The organism is Microbacterium sp. GQ128 (assembly GCF_059758615.1).
This window is the reverse complement of record NZ_JCAXDY010000005.1, coordinates 206,446-222,092: the sequence shown is the minus strand read 5'-3', so window position 1 is coordinate 222,092 and position 15,647 is coordinate 206,446. Positions and strand designations below refer to the sequence as shown.

The 15,647-nt window shown below is 69.0% G+C and carries 14 protein-coding genes and 1 pseudogene; 5 read left to right on the top strand and 10 right to left on the bottom strand.

Annotation, left to right across the window (positions count from 1 at the left end; all coding sequences use genetic code 11):
- Positions 1–70 precede the first annotated feature (70 nt).
- Genes rdgB through murI form a run of 3 tightly spaced genes read right to left on the bottom strand, consistent with a single transcriptional unit; the run spans position 71 to position 2,287 of the window.
- Positions 71–664, bottom strand: a complete 594-nt coding sequence (rdgB, locus tag AC6CHX_RS16870; protein WP_498273740.1) for an RdgB/HAM1 family non-canonical purine NTP pyrophosphatase — start codon at positions 662–664, stop codon at positions 71–73.
- Positions 665–666: 2 nt separating this feature from the next.
- Positions 667–1,404 carry a ribonuclease PH gene (rph, locus tag AC6CHX_RS16865; RefSeq protein ID WP_091030304.1) on the bottom strand — a complete coding sequence of 246 codons (738 nt, stop codon included), beginning with the start codon at positions 1,402–1,404 and terminating at the stop codon, positions 667–669.
- A 52-nt stretch (positions 1,405–1,456) separates the two neighbouring features.
- Entirely contained in the window at positions 1,457–2,287 is an 831-nt protein-coding gene (gene murI / locus AC6CHX_RS16860) for a glutamate racemase (protein ID WP_498273739.1), read from the bottom strand.
- Between murI and AC6CHX_RS16855 the strand changes: the two are divergent.
- Positions 2,285–3,676, top strand: a pseudogene (locus AC6CHX_RS16855) (nicotinate phosphoribosyltransferase); the annotation flags it as partial. The gene murI and the pseudogene AC6CHX_RS16855 sit on opposite strands and share 3 nt — an antisense overlap.
- Positions 3,677–3,678: 2 nt before the next feature.
- Here the strand turns inward: AC6CHX_RS16855 and AC6CHX_RS16850 are convergent.
- Genes AC6CHX_RS16850 through AC6CHX_RS16840 form a run of 3 tightly spaced genes read right to left on the bottom strand, consistent with a single transcriptional unit; the run spans position 3,679 to position 7,317 of the window.
- Positions 3,679–3,945, bottom strand: coding sequence for a DUF3039 domain-containing protein (locus AC6CHX_RS16850; RefSeq protein WP_046013003.1), 267 nt, complete (start codon positions 3,943–3,945; stop codon positions 3,679–3,681).
- Between the two features lie 40 nt (positions 3,946–3,985).
- Positions 3,986–5,551 (bottom strand): hypothetical protein, encoded by a 1,566-nt coding sequence (locus tag AC6CHX_RS16845; protein ID WP_136041554.1) that lies wholly within the window; start codon positions 5,549–5,551, stop codon positions 3,986–3,988.
- Positions 5,527–7,317: an ABC transporter ATP-binding protein gene (locus AC6CHX_RS16840; protein WP_498273738.1), complete on the bottom strand. Its 1,791-nt coding sequence runs from the start codon at positions 7,315–7,317 to the stop codon at positions 5,527–5,529. Before AC6CHX_RS16840 ends, AC6CHX_RS16845 begins: the two co-directional genes overlap by 25 nt.
- A 246-nt stretch (positions 7,318–7,563) precedes the next feature.
- Here AC6CHX_RS16840 and AC6CHX_RS16835 point away from each other — a divergent pair, with 246 nt between their 5' ends.
- The 4 genes from AC6CHX_RS16835 to AC6CHX_RS16820 all read left to right on the top strand — a co-directional run bounded on the left by AC6CHX_RS16835 (position 7,564) and on the right by AC6CHX_RS16820 (position 11,252).
- The gene (locus AC6CHX_RS16835) at positions 7,564–8,256 is read left to right on the top strand and encodes a phosphocholine cytidylyltransferase family protein (protein WP_091030288.1); all 693 of its coding nucleotides are present in this window, start codon (positions 7,564–7,566) and stop codon (positions 8,254–8,256) included.
- Positions 8,257–8,336: 80 nt separating this feature from the next.
- Entirely contained in the window at positions 8,337–9,335 is a 999-nt protein-coding gene (locus AC6CHX_RS16830) for a hypothetical protein (protein ID WP_498273737.1), read from the top strand.
- Between the two features lie 88 nt (positions 9,336–9,423).
- Positions 9,424–11,013 carry an acyl-CoA carboxylase subunit beta gene (locus AC6CHX_RS16825; RefSeq protein WP_446724439.1) on the top strand — a complete coding sequence of 530 codons (1,590 nt, stop codon included), beginning with the start codon at positions 9,424–9,426 and terminating at the stop codon, positions 11,011–11,013.
- Complete coding sequence (locus AC6CHX_RS16820; protein ID WP_342589072.1) at positions 11,010–11,252, top strand: acyl-CoA carboxylase subunit epsilon; 243 nt, start codon at positions 11,010–11,012, stop codon at positions 11,250–11,252. The genes AC6CHX_RS16825 and AC6CHX_RS16820 overlap by 4 nt, the downstream gene beginning before the upstream one ends.
- A 6-nt stretch (positions 11,253–11,258) precedes the next feature.
- Here AC6CHX_RS16820 and AC6CHX_RS16815 read toward each other — a convergent pair whose 3' ends face one another.
- The 4 genes from AC6CHX_RS16815 to AC6CHX_RS16800 form a co-directional block, all read right to left on the bottom strand.
- Positions 11,259–12,458: an ROK family transcriptional regulator gene (locus tag AC6CHX_RS16815; RefSeq protein WP_136041567.1), complete on the bottom strand. Its 1,200-nt coding sequence runs from the start codon at positions 12,456–12,458 to the stop codon at positions 11,259–11,261.
- Positions 12,459–12,754: 296 nt separating this feature from the next.
- Positions 12,755–13,762, bottom strand: coding sequence for a hypothetical protein (locus AC6CHX_RS16810; protein WP_240745029.1), 1,008 nt, complete (start codon positions 13,760–13,762; stop codon positions 12,755–12,757).
- A complete protein-coding gene (locus AC6CHX_RS16805) occupies positions 13,759–14,994 on the bottom strand; it encodes a sensor histidine kinase (RefSeq protein WP_498273736.1) in 1,236 nt (411 codons plus the stop codon). Before AC6CHX_RS16805 ends, AC6CHX_RS16810 begins: the two co-directional genes overlap by 4 nt.
- A complete protein-coding gene (locus AC6CHX_RS16800) occupies positions 14,984–15,643 on the bottom strand; it encodes a response regulator transcription factor (RefSeq protein ID WP_136041549.1) in 660 nt (219 codons plus the stop codon). The genes AC6CHX_RS16805 and AC6CHX_RS16800 overlap by 11 nt, the downstream gene beginning before the upstream one ends.
- Positions 15,644–15,647 lie beyond the last annotated feature (4 nt).

Genomic DNA, 15,647 nt, shown 5'->3' with positions numbered 1-15,647 from the left:
CGGTTCCGGCTAGTCGGGAAGGGTAACGATTCTCACCGTCATCTGCGATTCAGCGACGGACTCTCCGAGGTCAGAGTGCGCCGAGGAGCGGGAGCAGCTCAGCGAACGCGCGAGCGCGGTGCGACTGCGACTGCTTCTCCTCCGCGGAGAAATCGCCCACGGTCCGCTCCTGCCCCTCCGGCTGGCCGTCCGGGATGAATATCGGGTCGTAGCCGAAGCCGCCGCCCCCGGAAGCCGACGGCGCAAGTCGCCCCGGCCACCGCCCCTCCACGACGTGCTCGCGCCCATCCGGCAGCACGAGGGCGATCGTCGAGGTGAAGTGGGCGGCCCGGTGCGGATCGGCGATATCGTGCAGCTGATCGAGCAGGAGCTCGAGGTTCGCCGTCGCATCCTTCTTCTGTCCGGCCCAGTAGGCGGAGAAGACGCCGGGCGAGCCGCCGAGCACGTCCACGCAGATCCCGGAGTCGTCCGCCAAGGCCGCGAGTCCGGTATGCGCCGCAGCAGCGCGCGCCTTGATGAGCGCGTTCTGGGCGAACGTGACCCCGTCTTCGACCGGCTCAGGGCCGTCATAGCCGACGACCTCGAGATCAGGACGCGCCTGCGCCACGATCTGCTGGAACTCCGCGACCTTGTGCGCGTTGTGGGTCGCGAGGACGACCTGCATCGTCACTCCCCCGCCAGTGCGGCGAGCTGCTTGCCCTTCAGGTCCTCGCAGCCGGCCACACCGAGCTCGAGCAGAGCATCGAGTTCGCGCTTGTCGAACGGCGCGCCCTCCGCAGTGCCCTGCACCTCGACGAAGAGTCCGCGACCCGTGACGACGACGTTCATGTCGGTCTCGGCCCGGACATCCTCGGTGTATGCCAGATCGAGCATGGGCTCGCCGTCGATGATCCCCACCGACACGGCGGCCACGGAGTCGAGCAGCGGCGTGGAGTTCTTGCCGATGAACTTCTTCTCGCGACCCCACTCGATCGCGTCGGCCAGGGCCACATAGGCACCCGTGATGGCCGCGGTGCGCGTGCCGCCGTCTGCCTGCAGCACATCGCAGTCGATCACGATCGTGTTCTCTCCGAGCGCCTTCGTATCGACGACGGCGCGCAGCGCACGACCGATGAGGCGGGAGATCTCGTGGGTGCGACCGCCGATGCGGCCCTTGACGCTCTCGCGGTCGTTGCGGCTGTTCGTGGCGCGAGGAAGCATCGAGTACTCCGCCGTCACCCATCCCTTGCCCTTGCCGGTCAACCAGCGCGGCACCCCGTTGGTGAAGGATGCCGTGCACAGCACCTTCGTGCCGCCGAAGCTGATCAGCGCGGACCCCTCGGCGTGCGCGCTCCAGTTGCGCTCGATGGTGATCTCTCGCAGCTGATCGGTGGAACGGCCGTCGACGCGGACGATTTCGGACATGTGCTTCTCTCGGTCGGGGTGGGACGAATCGACGGACGATTCGAGGAGGGGCTTACTCGGAGACGATGTGAGGAAGAGCGATGACTCCGGTCTGCACGAGCTGCACGTCCCGCACCTCGCGGCCCATCAGTCGGTTGGCCAATGCCGTGAATTCGTCGGCCGAGGCACCGGTGGCCTCATAGACATAGGTCGCCGCCGCATCGGGCGACGCCAGGAGGTCGCCTCTGACCAGCTGGCGGTAGACATCGCCGGCGGTCTCGTCGTCGCTGGAGACGAGGGTGACGCCCTCGCCCATGACGTAACTGATGGCACCACGCAGGAAGGGATAGTGCGTGCATCCGAGCACGAGGGTGTCGACCTCCGCGTTCCGCAGCGGCGCGAGGTACTCCTCGGCGACCGCGAGGACCTCGGGAGTGCCGGTGATCCCCGCTTCGACGAACTCGACGAACCGCGGACAGGCCGCCGTGAAGACCTGCAGCCTCTCGTTCACCTCGAGCATGTCCTGATAGGCCCGGGACCCGATGGTGCCCACCGTGCCGATGACGCCGACCCGTCCGTTGCGCGTCGTGGACACGGCTCGGCGCACGGCCGGGCCGATGACCTCGACGACGGGGATGTCGTAGCGCTCGCGAGCGTCACGGAGCATGGCGGCCGACGCCGTGTTGCACGCGATCACGAGCATCTTGACGCCCTGGTCGACGAGCGTGTCGAGCACCTCGAGGGAGTAGCGGCGGACGTCCGCGATCGGCTTGGGCCCATACGGGGAGTGCGCGGTGTCGCCGATGTAGACGAACGACTCCCGGGGCAGCTGGGCGCGGATGGCCCGCGCCACCGTGAGCCCGCCGACACCGGAGTCGAAGATCCCGATCGGCGCGTCGTTCATGACTCCCCAGCCTACCCGCGTGCGACGCGTCGCGCGCATCAGCGCGCTCAGTATGCTGAGCGCATGACCACGTCGACGGCGCTGCTCACCGACCGCTACGAGCTGACGATGCTCGCCGCTTCCCTCCGGGACGGGACCGCCTTCCGCCCCAGCGTCTTCGAGCTGTTCTCCCGTCGATTGTCCGGAGGTCGTCGATTCGGCGTCGTGGCCGGCACCGGCCGTCTTCTCGGACTGCTGCGCGAGTTCCGCTTCGGCGAGGAGGAGCTGCGCTTCCTCCGCGACGCGCAGGTCGTGGATGCCGAGTCGCTGAAGTACCTCGAGGACTACCGTTTCACCGGCACGATCCGTGGCTACCGCGAGGGCGAGCTCTACTTCCCCGGCTCCCCCATCCTCACCGTCGAGGGAACGTTCGCCGATGCGGTGGTCCTGGAGACCCTGGCGCTCAGCGTGCTCAACCACGACTCGGCCGTCGCGACCGCCGCCGCGCGGATGAGCATCGCGGCGGGCGAGCGTCCGCTGGCGGAGATGGGTTCACGACGTGCGGCTGAGCGCTCAGCCGTGGCCGCCGCCCGCGCCGCCTACATCGCAGGGTTCGGCGCGACGAGCAACCTCGAAGCCGGGCGGAGCTGGGGCATCCCCACGATGGGCACGGCCGCCCACTCGTGGACGCTGCTGCACGACACCGAGGAGGAGGCGTTCCGCGCCCAGGTGGAGAGCATGGGCACCGACACCACGCTGCTCGTCGACACCTACGACATCCGCACCGGCGTAGAGACGGCGATCCGCGTCGCCGGCACGCGTCTCGGGGGTGTGCGAATCGATTCCGGCGACCTTCCGATCGTCGCCGCGGATGTGCGCGCACAGTTGGATGAGCTCGGGGCCGCCGACACGCGCATCACCGTGACCAGCGACCTCGATGAGTACGCCATCGCGGCACTCGCCGCGTCGCCGGTCGATGCCTACGGTGTCGGCACTTCCGTGGTGACCGGATCCGGCTACCCCACCGCGAGCATGGTCTACAAGCTCGTGGCCCGTCAGGATGGCGCCGGCTCGTGGATCGGCGTCGCGAAGGCATCTGCCGACAAGGCGTCGTACGGCGGCCGCAAAGCCGCGTTCCGCACGCTCGTCGACGGGGTGGCGACCGCCGAGACCGTCGTCGTCTCCGACGGCTTCGAGGAGCCCGACACTCCGGACGAGCACCCGGATGGTCGCCCGCTCCAGGTGACCTTCGTCGAAGCCGGCGATATCGACACCGCCCACGAGGGATCCGAGGGGACGGCGTCCGCACGGGCGCATCACCTGCGCGTGCGCGAGGAACTTCCGGTGCGCGCTCTCGCGCTCAGCAAGTCCGACCCGGCGATTCCCACCGTGTACGTCGAAGCCGACTGACGTCAGCTGATCATCGACTCGTAGATCTCCTTGCACGTGGGGCAGATCGGGAACTTCTCCGGGTCGCGACCCGGAGTCCACTTCTTGCCGCACAGTGCGCGTACCGGTTTCCCGGTGATCGCGGATTCGAGGATCTTGTCCTTCTTCACGTAATGCGAGAAGCGCTCGTGGTCGCCCGGTTCGAGATTCTCCTCGCGGAGAAGCTCTTCCAGTTCGCGATCAAGCGTTGCCACGCCGCCCTGATCGGGGCTGTCCAGCGGAGTACTCATCCCGTGAGTCTAGCGGCGTCGACAGCGCTGCGGGCGGTGGTCACGCGGTCTCGACGAACTCCATCAACCGCTCGCCGCTGCGCTCGAAGATGCGTCCGCCGATGACCGCTCCGGCCGCCAGCACGGCGAGCCCGACGAGAAGCCCGACCCAGAACGTCGCCGGTGCATAGGCCGAGCCCTCGAGGAGGGTGGCCGCGAACAGCCAGATCGTGGGGATGCTGACCACGATCGCTCCGAGGAAAGCCGCCGCCGGTCCGTACGTGCCCCGGGAGGTGGGCCGCTGCGGCTGCTGGAAGGGACTGTCGCCGGGACGGGAGACCGCATACGGGGCCACGACCGACACGATGCTGGAGATGCCGAGAGCCGAGAACAGGAGGCTCGCCGCCAGGCCGCCGAGCGGCAGCAGGAGACTCCAGTCGCCGACCAGGAGGAGTGACAGCGGTGTGGCGATCGCGAGGACCGGCACCGCCACCAGCAGCACCGGGATCAGGCGACCGAGGCGATCGGGAAGTCCGCGCACGCCGCTGGCCACATGGGTCCACAGGGCCGTCGAGTCGTAGGCGACGTCGTTGTGCGGCAACCAGCCGAAGAACAGTGCCATCACCGGGACGGGAACCAGCGCGGCGACCTCGACCGGTACTCCGGCGACGATGAGCGGCAGCACCGTCAGCACCCCGGCGACCGGGACGACGATGAGGTTCATGATGTATCGGCGGTCCCGGAGCCAGTAGACGAGACTCCGGGCGGCGATCGCGCCGAACGCGTTGGACGGCAGCAGACCGAACCAGCCGAGCCCGGTGCGCTCGCGCGCGGCGACCGGGCGTTCGGTCGTCGTGAGCAGGCGACGCACGAGCCATGACCACGCGAACCAGAGCAGGCCGACGGTGACGACCGCGACGATACCGCTGACCCATGCCGTCGCCGTCTCCCCCGCGGCCGACGAGAAGAGGAAGGCGGGCGAAGCTGCGAACGGACTGAAGCCGAGCACGGTCGACAAGGTCGCGAGCGAGTGGGGCACGAGGCCGTCCCACCGCAAGGATCCGAAGAACACGGCGACCGGGAAGGCGATGACGAGCAGCGCGAGGGCGAACAGCGCGGTGAGCTCGCGAGAGCGGCGCTCCGGCAGCAGGAGGGCGTTGAGCGCCATGCCGATCCGCGAGATGAGCACGGTCGTGACGACGCCGAGAAGGGTCATCAGGACGGCGAGGGGCCACGGCGTCCCCGCCCCGATCGCGACGATGCAGACGCTGATGTAGACGGCGAGCAGCGCCAAGCTGGGGACGCTGACGAAAGCAGCCAGGAGGAGCACCCACGGCATCTGGCGTTCGTCCACGCCGAAGACGGCGAACCGTCGGGGGTCCAGCTGGTCGATCGCGCCGACGAGGATGGGTCCCACGAGGAAGCCGAGGAGCAGGGCGGCACCACCGAGGACGGTGACAGCGCGTGCGACCGGAACTGGTGCATCCGCGAGGCTGAACACCGCGAAGCAGACGACGACGGTGACGGCGACGACCGCTGCGAGCAGAACGAGCATCCGAACCCGACGGTCGCTGCGCAGCGCTCCGATGAGGAGCGCGAATCTCAGTCGGAGAACGTGTGCAGCCACTCGAGCCCCTCCACCTCTCCGCTGGAACCCGCGAGTTCCACGAAGCGCGCTTCGAGGGTCTGCCCTGCGCGCACCTCGTCGATCGTTCCCTCTGCGAGGACCTCACCGTTGACGATGATGGCCACGCGCGAGCAGACGCGCTCGACCAGGTCCATGCCGTGGCTGGAGAGGATGACGGTGCCACCGTGCGAGACATAGGCGCGCAGGATGTCCAGGATCACGGCGGATGAGACCGGATCGACCGATTCGAACGGCTCGTCGAGCACGAGGACGCGCGGCGAGTGGATCATGGCCCCGGCGAGCATGATCTTCTTCGTCATGCCTGCCGAGTAGTCCGAGACCACCCGACTGAGCGCATCACCGAGATCGAAGGCACGAGCGAGGTCCGCCGCCCGCTTCTCGATGACGTCGGCCGTGAGCCCCCGCAGCAGCCCGTAGTAGTAGAGGAGCTGACGGCCGGTAAGCCGGTCGAACGTACGCAGCCGATCAGGCAGGACGCCCATCATGCGCTTCGCTGCCTGGGGCTTCACCGCCTGATCGATACCGCAGATCACGACGCTGCCCTCATCGGCTCGCAGCAGACCGGCGACGATCGAGAGCGTGGTGGTCTTGCCTGCACCGTTGGGCCCGACGACCCCATAGAACGATCCGGCAGGGACGGTCAGGTCGATCCCGGCGACGGCTCGATTGTCGCCGAACTGCTTCACGAGGCCGCGGATGCTGATGGCCTCGCCGCCCGATGCGCTGTCGATCGCGCCGACGGCGTCCGACGCCGCATCGTCGGAATCGACAGTGGCTTCGACGACCTCGACCGACGTCGCTTCCTGAGCGGGTTCGGCCTCGACGGCGACGGTCGCCACGGTGGCATCGTCATCGACGGTCACTGCGGGCGCGTCGGCCTCACCGAGCTTCGGGGACACGGAGGCGTTCTCGACCGCAGGGTCGGACGCCACGGGCGGCATCTCGGCGACGGCCGGCGATGCCTCGACGACGGGGGCCGCAGGGGTGACGGCACTCGTCTCGACAACGACCGCCTGCTCGGCCGCAGCAGCCTGCTCCGTCGCCGCTTGCTCGGCCGCTGCCTTGTCCGCCACAGCCTGCTCGGCCGCCGCCTCTGCCGCCACAGCCTGCTCGGCCGCCGCCTTTGCCGCCACAGCCTGCTCGGCCGCCGCCTTTGCCGCAGCCGCCTTCGCGGCGGCTGTCTTGGCTGCTGCCGTCTTCGCTGCCGCCGTCTTCGCGGTCGTCGACCGGGCTGTGGACTTGGCTGCCGCCGTCTTCGCCGCCGCGGTCTTGGCCGCCGCCGTCTTCGCCGCCGCGGTCTTGGCCGCCGCAGTCTTGGCTGCCGTAGTCTTGGCTGCCGCCGTCTTCGCCGCGGCCGTCGTCGAAGTCGGCGCTTTCGCCGCGGAGGCCCGTGCGGCGGTGTTCTTCGCTGCAGCAGTGCGAGCCGCCGCCGGGACCCGCCTCGGAGCCGTTTTCGCTGTCGCCCCGTCGAGCATCGCGTTCTTCAGCGGCTCGACGATGACGTCAGCGGTCGGCGCCGCCTTCTCCGCGGCGGACTTCGTGGTCGGCTTCTTCGGAGCGGCACGCTTCGCGGGGGCAGGCTTCGCCGGAGCGCGCTTCGCCGCGGCGGTCGTCTTCGCGGCGGTCGTCTTCGCGGCAGTCGTCTTCGCGGCAGTCGTCTTCGCGGCAGGCTTCGTCGATGCCTTCGGCAGCGCGGTTTCGGTATCGTCCACCTCGGCGGCGCGGTCGTCAGGGGAGGAAGTCACCGTCCTACGGTATCAATGGGGAGCCGCATGCCAAGGCCGCCGCGCAACATTCACCGCTGAACCCTCAGATCGGACACAATGGGCCGGAGGGCGAGCCTGTGCGTCCGGTGTGTACTCGATCACGAAATGACAACGGGAGGGTCCCCGACCCGGGGCTTCCCAGGCTGCCTCGCTACCATGAACTCGGCACGACGAAGTGTCTGGTCGGTGAATCGACCGTGAACACAACTTCCTTTAGGAGCACTCGTGACTCTTCAGACCGTCATCCTCGCCGCCGGCATGGGCTCGCGCCTCGGCCGCGCGCTGCCGAAGCCGCTCACCGAACTCAGCGACGGCCGCACGATCATGGGCCAGCAGCACGACAACATCCGCGCCGCCTTCGGCTCGGACGCGCGCATCACCACGGTGGTCGGCTACCGCGCCGAGACCATCATCGACGCCTTCCCCGCAGTCAACTACGTCCACAACGAGCGGTACGACGAGACGAACACGTCGAAGAGCCTGCTGCGCGCCCTCGGCGCGACCGGCAAGGGCGGCGTGCTGTGGATGAACGGCGACGTGGTGTTCGACCCGATGATCCTCGGACGCGCGGCCGCCTACATCGAGCGCGACCAGTCGTTCGTCACCGTCAACACCTCCAAGGTCAGCGATGAAGAGGTGAAGTACACGGTCACCGCCGAGGGCTTCATCAACGAGCTGTCCAAGACCGTCAAGGGCGGTCTGGGTGAGGCCGTGGGCATCAACTACATCTCGTCCACGCACAAGAAGGCGTTCATGCGCCAGCTGCAGCGCGTCGAGGACCAGGACTACTTCGAGCGGGGCCTCGAGCTCGCCATCGCCGAGGACGGCCTGCTGCTCGAGCCGATGGACGTCTCCGACCTGTACGCGGTCGAGGTCGACTTCGCCGAAGACCTGGAGCGGGCGAACCTCTTCGTCTGATCTCTCATCACGAAAGCCCGGTCCCTTCCGAGGGACCGGGCTTTCGGCGTTTTCGCGGCCGGGCTTCGTAGGATCACTGCATGGCCCCCAAGGTGCACAAGATCCACTCCCTGCCGGATGACGCCCCGTGGGACAAGGGCGTGCCGCCCACCGGTTCCCCGGAGCATCCGATGATGGTGCGCGGACTCGACCGCGTGCTGTCGATCCAGCGACCCCTCGTCCTGGCCCACATCCGCAGCATCCGCCTGCGCAATCCCCACGCATCGCCCGCCGAGATCATCCGCATCCTCGAGCGGCGCTACCTCGCAGCCGTGACCACGGGCGGCGCAGCGGTGGGCGCGACCGCCGTCGTCCCCGGCATCGGCACGGGCGTCACGCTCGCGCTCTCCGGAGTGGAGACCGTGGGCTTCGTGGAGTCGACCGCGCTCTTCGCGCAGTCCGTCGCAGAGGTGCACGGCATCGCGGTCGCGAACCCCGATCGCGCACGCGCCCTCGTGATGACGCTCATGCTGGGCAAGGAGGGCGTCGACCTCGTCGGACAGCTGGCCGGGCAGATAGCCGGACGCGGCGGAAGCAGATCGTCCTACTGGGGCGAGCTGGTCACGAAGTCCCTCCCCCGCGCCGCCGTCGGACCTCTGGTCGACCAGCTGAAGAGCATGTTCGTGAAGCAGTTCGCGGCCAAAGGCGGGGCCTCGGTCATCGGCAAGGCGCTGCCGTTCGGCATCGGCGCCGCGATCGGAGGCGCCGGAAACCACATCCTGGGTCGTCGCGTGCTGACCACATCGCACAAGGCGTTCGGGGCCGCACCGATCGATCTCCCCCGGGAACTCGAGCCCGTCGTCGGCGCGGAGAAACTCGAACTGCGGATGCTGCGCGGCGCGCGCTACGCCGGCTCCGCGGTGGCGGGCGCCGCCGGGACGACCGTACGCGGTGTCGAGTGGGTCGGTCGCAAGGCGCTCTCCCTCGGACGCACCCCGAAGACGGACCCCGCCCTGGAACAGGAGGAGGCCGGGAGCACGAGCGTCCCCGCTCCGCCGGAAGCGGCCTCGTCTTCCGAATCGGACGACGCGCCGCGCTGAAGTCCGCGCGCTCATCGCCAAAGGATCGGCCGACCCGTTGTGCCGAGCATCCAACGGAGCGCGTCGACCCGACGCTAGGGTGGAATCCGTGACGGACAAGCCCGACCTCTTTACCACCGCCGGCAAGATCGCGGATCTGCGCGCTCGCTATTCGGAAGCCGTCGTCGACGCGGAAGCGAAGGCGAAGGAGAAGCAGCACGCGAAGGGCAAGATGACCGCCCGTGAGCGCATCGAGCTGCTCGTCGACCCCGGGAGCTTCGTCGAGTTCGACGAGTACGTGCGCCACCGCACCACCGCGTTCGGCATGGACCGGTCCCGCCCCTACGGCGACTCGGTCGTCACCGGCGTCGGCACGATCAACGGGCGCACCGTCGCGGTGTACTCCCAGGACTTCTCGACCTTCGGCGGATCGCTCGGCGAGGTCGCCGGCGAGAAGATCGTCAAGATCATGGAGTTCGCGCTCTCCGGAGGCATGCCCTGCATCGGCATCCTCGATTCGGGTGGCGCCCGCATCCAGGAGGGCGTCGTGGCGCTCGGCAAGTACGGCGAGATCTTCCGCCTGAACACCCGCGCATCCGGCGTCATCCCGCAGATCTCGATCATCATGGGCCCGGCGGCCGGCGGTGCGGTGTACTCGCCGGCACTCACCGACTTCGTCATCATGGTCGACAAGACCAGCCAGATGTTCGTCACCGGACCCGACGTGATCAAGACGGTCACCGGCGAAGACGTGGGCATGGAGGAGCTCGGCGGCGCGTACACGCACAACACCCGCTCGGGCGTCGCGCACTACCTCGCGGAGGATGAGGACGACGCGATCGACTACGCGCGCACGCTCCTCAGCTTCCTCCCCGACAACAACATGGCAGAACTGCCCTCGTACGAGAGCACGTTCGAGTTCGAGACCACCGACGCCGATCGCACGCTGAACACGATCGTGCCGGACTCGACGAACCAGCCCTACGACATCCACACGGTGATCGAGCACATCGTCGACGAGGGCGACTTCCTCGAGGTCCAGCCGCTGTTCGCCCCCAACATCGTGATCGGATTCGGTCGCATCGAGGGACGATCGGTCGGGGTCATCGCCAACCAGCCGTCCCAGATGGCCGGAACGCTCAACATCGAGGCCGGTGAGAAGGCCAGCCGCTTCGTGCGCTTCTGCGATGCTTTCTCGATCCCGATCGTCACCCTCGTCGATGTGCCCGGGTACCTTCCCGGCACCGACCAGGAGTGGACCGGCGTCATCCGCCGCGGAGCCAAGCTGCTCTACGCATACGCCGAGGCCACCGTGCCGCTGGTGACCGTCATCCTGCGCAAGGCCTACGGCGGCGCGTACATCGTCATGGGCTCGAAGCAGCTCGGCGCGGATGTGAACCTCGCGTGGCCGACGGCGGAGATCGCGGTCATGGGCGGTCAGGGCGCCGTCAACATCCTGTACCGAGGCGAGATCAAGAAGGCCGAGGAAGCCGGCGAAGACGTTGCCGCCGTACGCACCCGTCTCGCCAACGAGTACACGTACAACGTGGCGTCGCCGTTCCTCGCGGCCGAGCGCGGCGAGCTCGACGGCATCATCGAGCCGGCGAACACCCGGGTCTCGATCGCCAAGGCACTGCGCGCATTGCGCGGCAAGCGCGCCGAGCTTCCGCCGAAGAAGCACGGGAACATCCCGCTGTGACCGCGCACGAGACGCCGAGCGGAGTGTCGGGGGATGCCGCCCCGATGCTCGAGATCACCCGCGGGGCGGCCACCGAAGAGGAACTCGCCGCACTCATCGCGGTGATCAGCGAGGCGTACGTCACCGAGGCGGCGGACGCCGTCGTCGAAGAGCCGTCCGTCTCGGCGTGGACCCGCACGCAGCGTCCCCTCCGCCGTCCGCTGCGTCGGGACATCCCCTGGGGAAGATTCTCCGGCTGATGGGGATCAGTGCCCGAGCAGCAGTGCCGACGCGCGCGGGCTGAGGAGCGAATCGAGCACCACGCAGCCGGCTCCCACGGCGCCCACATCGTCGCCGACGACCGTGCCGTCGACAGGCAGCGAGCGCACCGCGCGCGTGGCGCTCGCGGTGTCTAGCCGGCCGGGGATCTCACGCAGATAGACGTCGGACAGTCGCGACCAGAACGGGCCGCCGAAGACCACGCGGTCGACGTCGAGCATGTTCGTCAGCGCGGCCGTCAGCACCGACATGTGCGCCGCGGCCTGCCGCAGCACGCCGTCCGCGAGCGCGTCCCCCTCCGCCGCCCGGTCGCACAGATCCGTGAGACGCGCCTCGACGGCGTCGACATCGCTCACCCCCTGATCGTCGGGGAACACTCCCGCACGCGCCGCCTGCGCCACGATGGCCTGCGGCGTGCAGACGACTTCGACGCAGCCGCGGGATCCACAGGTACACGACGGTCCATCCGGGTCCACGATGATGTGGCCGACCTCTCCGATGTTGCGTGTGCTTCCGCGGACCGCCTCCCCCTGTCTCACCAGCGCCGCACCGATACCCGTACCCAGATACACGAACACGAACGAGTCATCGGCCGACGCCCTGCGCATCCAGAGCTCGCCCACCGCGGCAGCGGTCGTGTCCTTCTCCAGCACCACCGGGAAACCGGTCGCTTCGGCGAGGACTGCGCGCAGCGGCACCCGGTTCCAGCCCCGGAGCTTCGGCGGATCGATCACGGTCCCCTTCTCCGCATCGAGCGGCCCGGGGGCCGCGATCCCCACCCCGGCGATCGATGTCCGGTCGACCCCCGATCCCGTGATGAGCGCGTCGATCGTCGCCGCCATGGCCTCGACGATCCGCCGAGGCTCCATGTCGGGGGTATGCGCGCTCGTACGCCGCACGACCGCACCGGAGAGATCGAGCAGCACGAACGTCATGACGGCGGGGTCCAGGTGCACTCCGACCGCGAACCTGCTGTCCGGGACGAGCCGCAGCGTGACCCGGGGCTTGCCCGGCCCGTTGATCGTGCGCCCGGCCTCGCGGATGAGACCGTCGTCGAGCAGCCGCCGCGTGATGTTCGTGACGGTCTGGGCCGACAGGCCGGTGGCCGCGGCGAGCTCGATCCGGCTCGACCCCTCGCCGGACTGACGGATGGCCTCCAGCACGACGGACTGGTTGAAGTCGCCCATCCGTGGAAGATTCGTGCCCCGGCGCGTTCGCATCGTCCCATGATCCCCCATCGGAGGAGAAAACGTGTCCCCCAAAATACCTACAGACAACGATTGGAAGAACCTTCAGACTGAGTGAGACGCTTCGCGTTCGGCTGGTCTCTCTGTCCCAGGGTAGACAGACGCTGATCGGCCACCAGCGGACGGTTTTCGGGTAACTGTCCGCACGGCGAGGGGCAGGCGGATACGCCGCCCCTCGCCCACTCTCTACCGCCTCGACTCCGGTCCCCTCCCCCACCGGAGCCGAGGGGCGGCGATCAGCCCGCTGCGGAGACCCGCAGGATCTCGTGCCACAGGTCGACGGAATCGTCGTCTCCGGAGGCGCGCGTGCCGGCTCGGCCGACCACCGTCACCACGACGCGGGGATCACGTGCCGAGCGGATGATGAGGCGAGCGCTCTGCGCGCGGGTGAGCACGACGGCCAGTTCGTCGCGGATCTCGACCCGACGCTCCTCCGCGATGCCGTCGAAACCGCCCTCGTCGAACACCGTGACGACCGCGCCGCGCCGACGCGCGGCATCGATCGCGTTGCGCACGGCGTCGTTGAGCAGGTCCGCACCGCGGAGCTCGTCCCGGAGCCGCCCCTCGGCGAGGCGCGCGTCCAAGCGTTCCTTCTCGTTCAGGGCACCGCGAGACGCCACCACACGGCTCAGCACGGGACCCGCGACAGCCAGAGCGAACTGCGTGCGCAGACGCCGCTCGCGCTGACGCACGCGCTGTGTCGCGTGCCAGGCCGAGACCGCCTGCTGGATCTCGGCGAGGCGCTCGGTGTCGCGGACCGCACGATCCCAGAACATCACGAGCAGTCGGGCGACGACCACCCACATGATCGACCCCACCAGACCGAGGCTCAACGCCACCCCGAGGCCCAGATACGCGGATGCCTCCATCACGAGGACCGCGAGCGTCGCCCAGCCGACCAGGAACCGACGACGGACGATGCACACGACCCCGAGCAGGCCGAGCGCACCGATGTACCAGGTCGCGAAAGGCGCCGTACGGTCGGCGGGGTCGAGCGAGAACGTCACGAGCGCGGGGATCGCGGCGCTGGCCAGCAGCGCCAGCACAGCCGACCACAGAGGCATCCTTACCGAAGCGGCGCTGCCGAGGATCGCGATGTTGACCACGGCGAGGTACAGACCGATCGCGACGACCATCAGCAGCGGTGCGGTGGGCTGCTCGATCCACCAGATTCCGCGCGCGACGAAGTACAGCGCGAACCCGACGGCGAGCGAGGTCGCGACGCTGCGGACGGTGCGGTTCACGAGCGCTCCCATCCGAGGACCACGGTCGTGCCCCGCTCGTCCGACCGGATCTCCGCCGTGCCGGCGACACCGGCCATGCGAGCCAGGATCGACGCCCGGATGCCCAGGCGATCCGCGCCGATGCTCTCGACGTCGAAACCCGGTCCGGTGTCGGACACCGTCACGGCGATCCCCTCATCGCCATGGCCCTCGGCGATGATGTGCAGTCCGCGCCCGTTGGCGTGTGCGACGGAATTGCCGATGGCCTGACGCGCGGCGAGCACGAGGGCCCGGGCAGCGCGACCGGGGATGAGCCCGATCCCGCCGCGCTCCTCGACGATCGCATCGGCGCCCAGTTCGGAGAGCGCTCGACGGAGCTCCACCACGATCTGCGCCGTTCCGATCGGCTCGTCGCTGCCCTCCTGCGCCACGGCGGCCTCGGTGTTGGCGAGGCGGGTGAGCGCTTCCCGCGCCATCGCGACCGCCAGCTCCTTCGCCCGATCGCCCTCCGCGCGCTCGGCGGCGATCAGTGCAGCCAGAACGCTGTCGTGCATGAGTGCGGACATGGCCACCCGCTCCTCCTCCGCCGCGGCGGCAGCAGCAGCGGTCGAGTACGACGCGACGGCCTGCCCTCTGGCCTCATCGACGCCCGCCGCGACCGAGCGGAACATCCAGCCGAGCGAGATCATGACCACGCCGAGGATCAGCGTGAACGACACGTCGAAAGCGGTCGTGACCCAGAACTCCCGCGAGAACCCGCCCTGGACGAGCCGGACGTAGCCGTAGACGAACGGCATCCCGGCCGCCCAGGCGAACTGGAGCCGCAGCGGGAACGCGAGCATGGCCGCGACGACCCCGACGTTGACGAGGAAGAAGATCCACGGCTGATCGCCCGCGCTCTTGTCCGTCGGGTCGACGACGGTCGGCCATGCGGCGAGTGCGAGGACGTAGACCACGGCGAAGATGCCCGAGAAGAGGCGCACACCGCGGCCGATCAGACAGGCCGCGAGCATGGCCGCCAGGGGCACGAACACCACGGTCAGGATCATGACGTCCGCCGCGTCGGCCCGTGACGGAGAGCTCAACGCCGCGATCAGAGCCTGCACGCCGAGCGCGGCCGAACCGATCGCCACGACGATCGCGAGGATACGCTCCATGCGCTTGCCGGTGAAGCGCTCGAACTCGGTGTCCGCGCTGCCGGGCGAGGGGATCTTGCTCCAGGCATCGCGGATGCTGAGCGGATCAGCGGGCACTCGGCGCCCCGTCGGCCGCGACGATCCCGTCCTCCATCGCCCGACGGAGGAGGTCGACCTTGGTCGGTGCCGGGCGACCGACCTCGACGTACTTCACCCGGACGCGGGTGATGTTCTCCTTGGCCGTCGAGTACGCGACACCGAGGCGTTCGGCGACGGCCTTCAGCGGCAGCCCCGTGGCGTAGAGCCGGAGCACCTCGCGCTCGCGGGTGGAGAGCTGCGCGTCGGCGAAGGCCCGATCCCCGTCGACGGCACTGGCCCATTCGACGTTGTTGAGCGCTTCGCCCTGCGCGACGGTCCGGATCGCATCCAGGACGTCGTCGAGAGCGGACGACTTGCTGACGACGCCGGCGGCCCCGGCCGCGAGCGCCTCGCGCACCGCTGCGGGACGGTCCGCGACACTGTGGATGACGACGCTCGCCCCGTCGCTGACGAGCGAGGTCACGTTCTCCGTCACGGTCGATCCGTCGCCGAGCGTGAGGTCGAGCACGACCACGTCGGCCGGAGCGGACCCGGAGGCCACTCGCCACTCGAGGTAGGAGACGACCGTGCTGCCGGAGAAGACCACCGTCTGCGAATCACGCGCGCACGCGGCCTCGAGGCCGAGGCGAACGGACTCGTGATCGTCGATGAGTGCGACCCTGCTCATCCAC

Coding starts and splice junctions, on each gene's coding strand:
- AC6CHX_RS16850 (WP_046013003.1), bottom strand. CDS start 3,945: ATGAGTACTCCGCTGGACAGCCCCGATCAGGGCGGCGTGGCAACGCTT.
- AC6CHX_RS16800 (WP_136041549.1), bottom strand. CDS start 15,643: ATGAGCAGGGTCGCACTCATCGACGATCACGAGTCCGTTCGCCTCGGC.
- AC6CHX_RS16815 (WP_136041567.1), bottom strand. CDS start 12,458: ATGGGCGACTTCAACCAGTCCGTCGTGCTGGAGGCCATCCGTCAGTCC.
- rdgB (WP_498273740.1), bottom strand. CDS start 664: ATGCAGGTCGTCCTCGCGACCCACAACGCGCACAAGGTCGCGGAGTTC.
- rph (WP_091030304.1), bottom strand. CDS start 1,404: ATGTCCGAAATCGTCCGCGTCGACGGCCGTTCCACCGATCAGCTGCGA.
- AC6CHX_RS16830 (WP_498273737.1), top strand. CDS start 8,337: ATGGCCCCCAAGGTGCACAAGATCCACTCCCTGCCGGATGACGCCCCG.
- murI (WP_498273739.1), bottom strand. CDS start 2,287: ATGAACGACGCGCCGATCGGGATCTTCGACTCCGGTGTCGGCGGGCTC.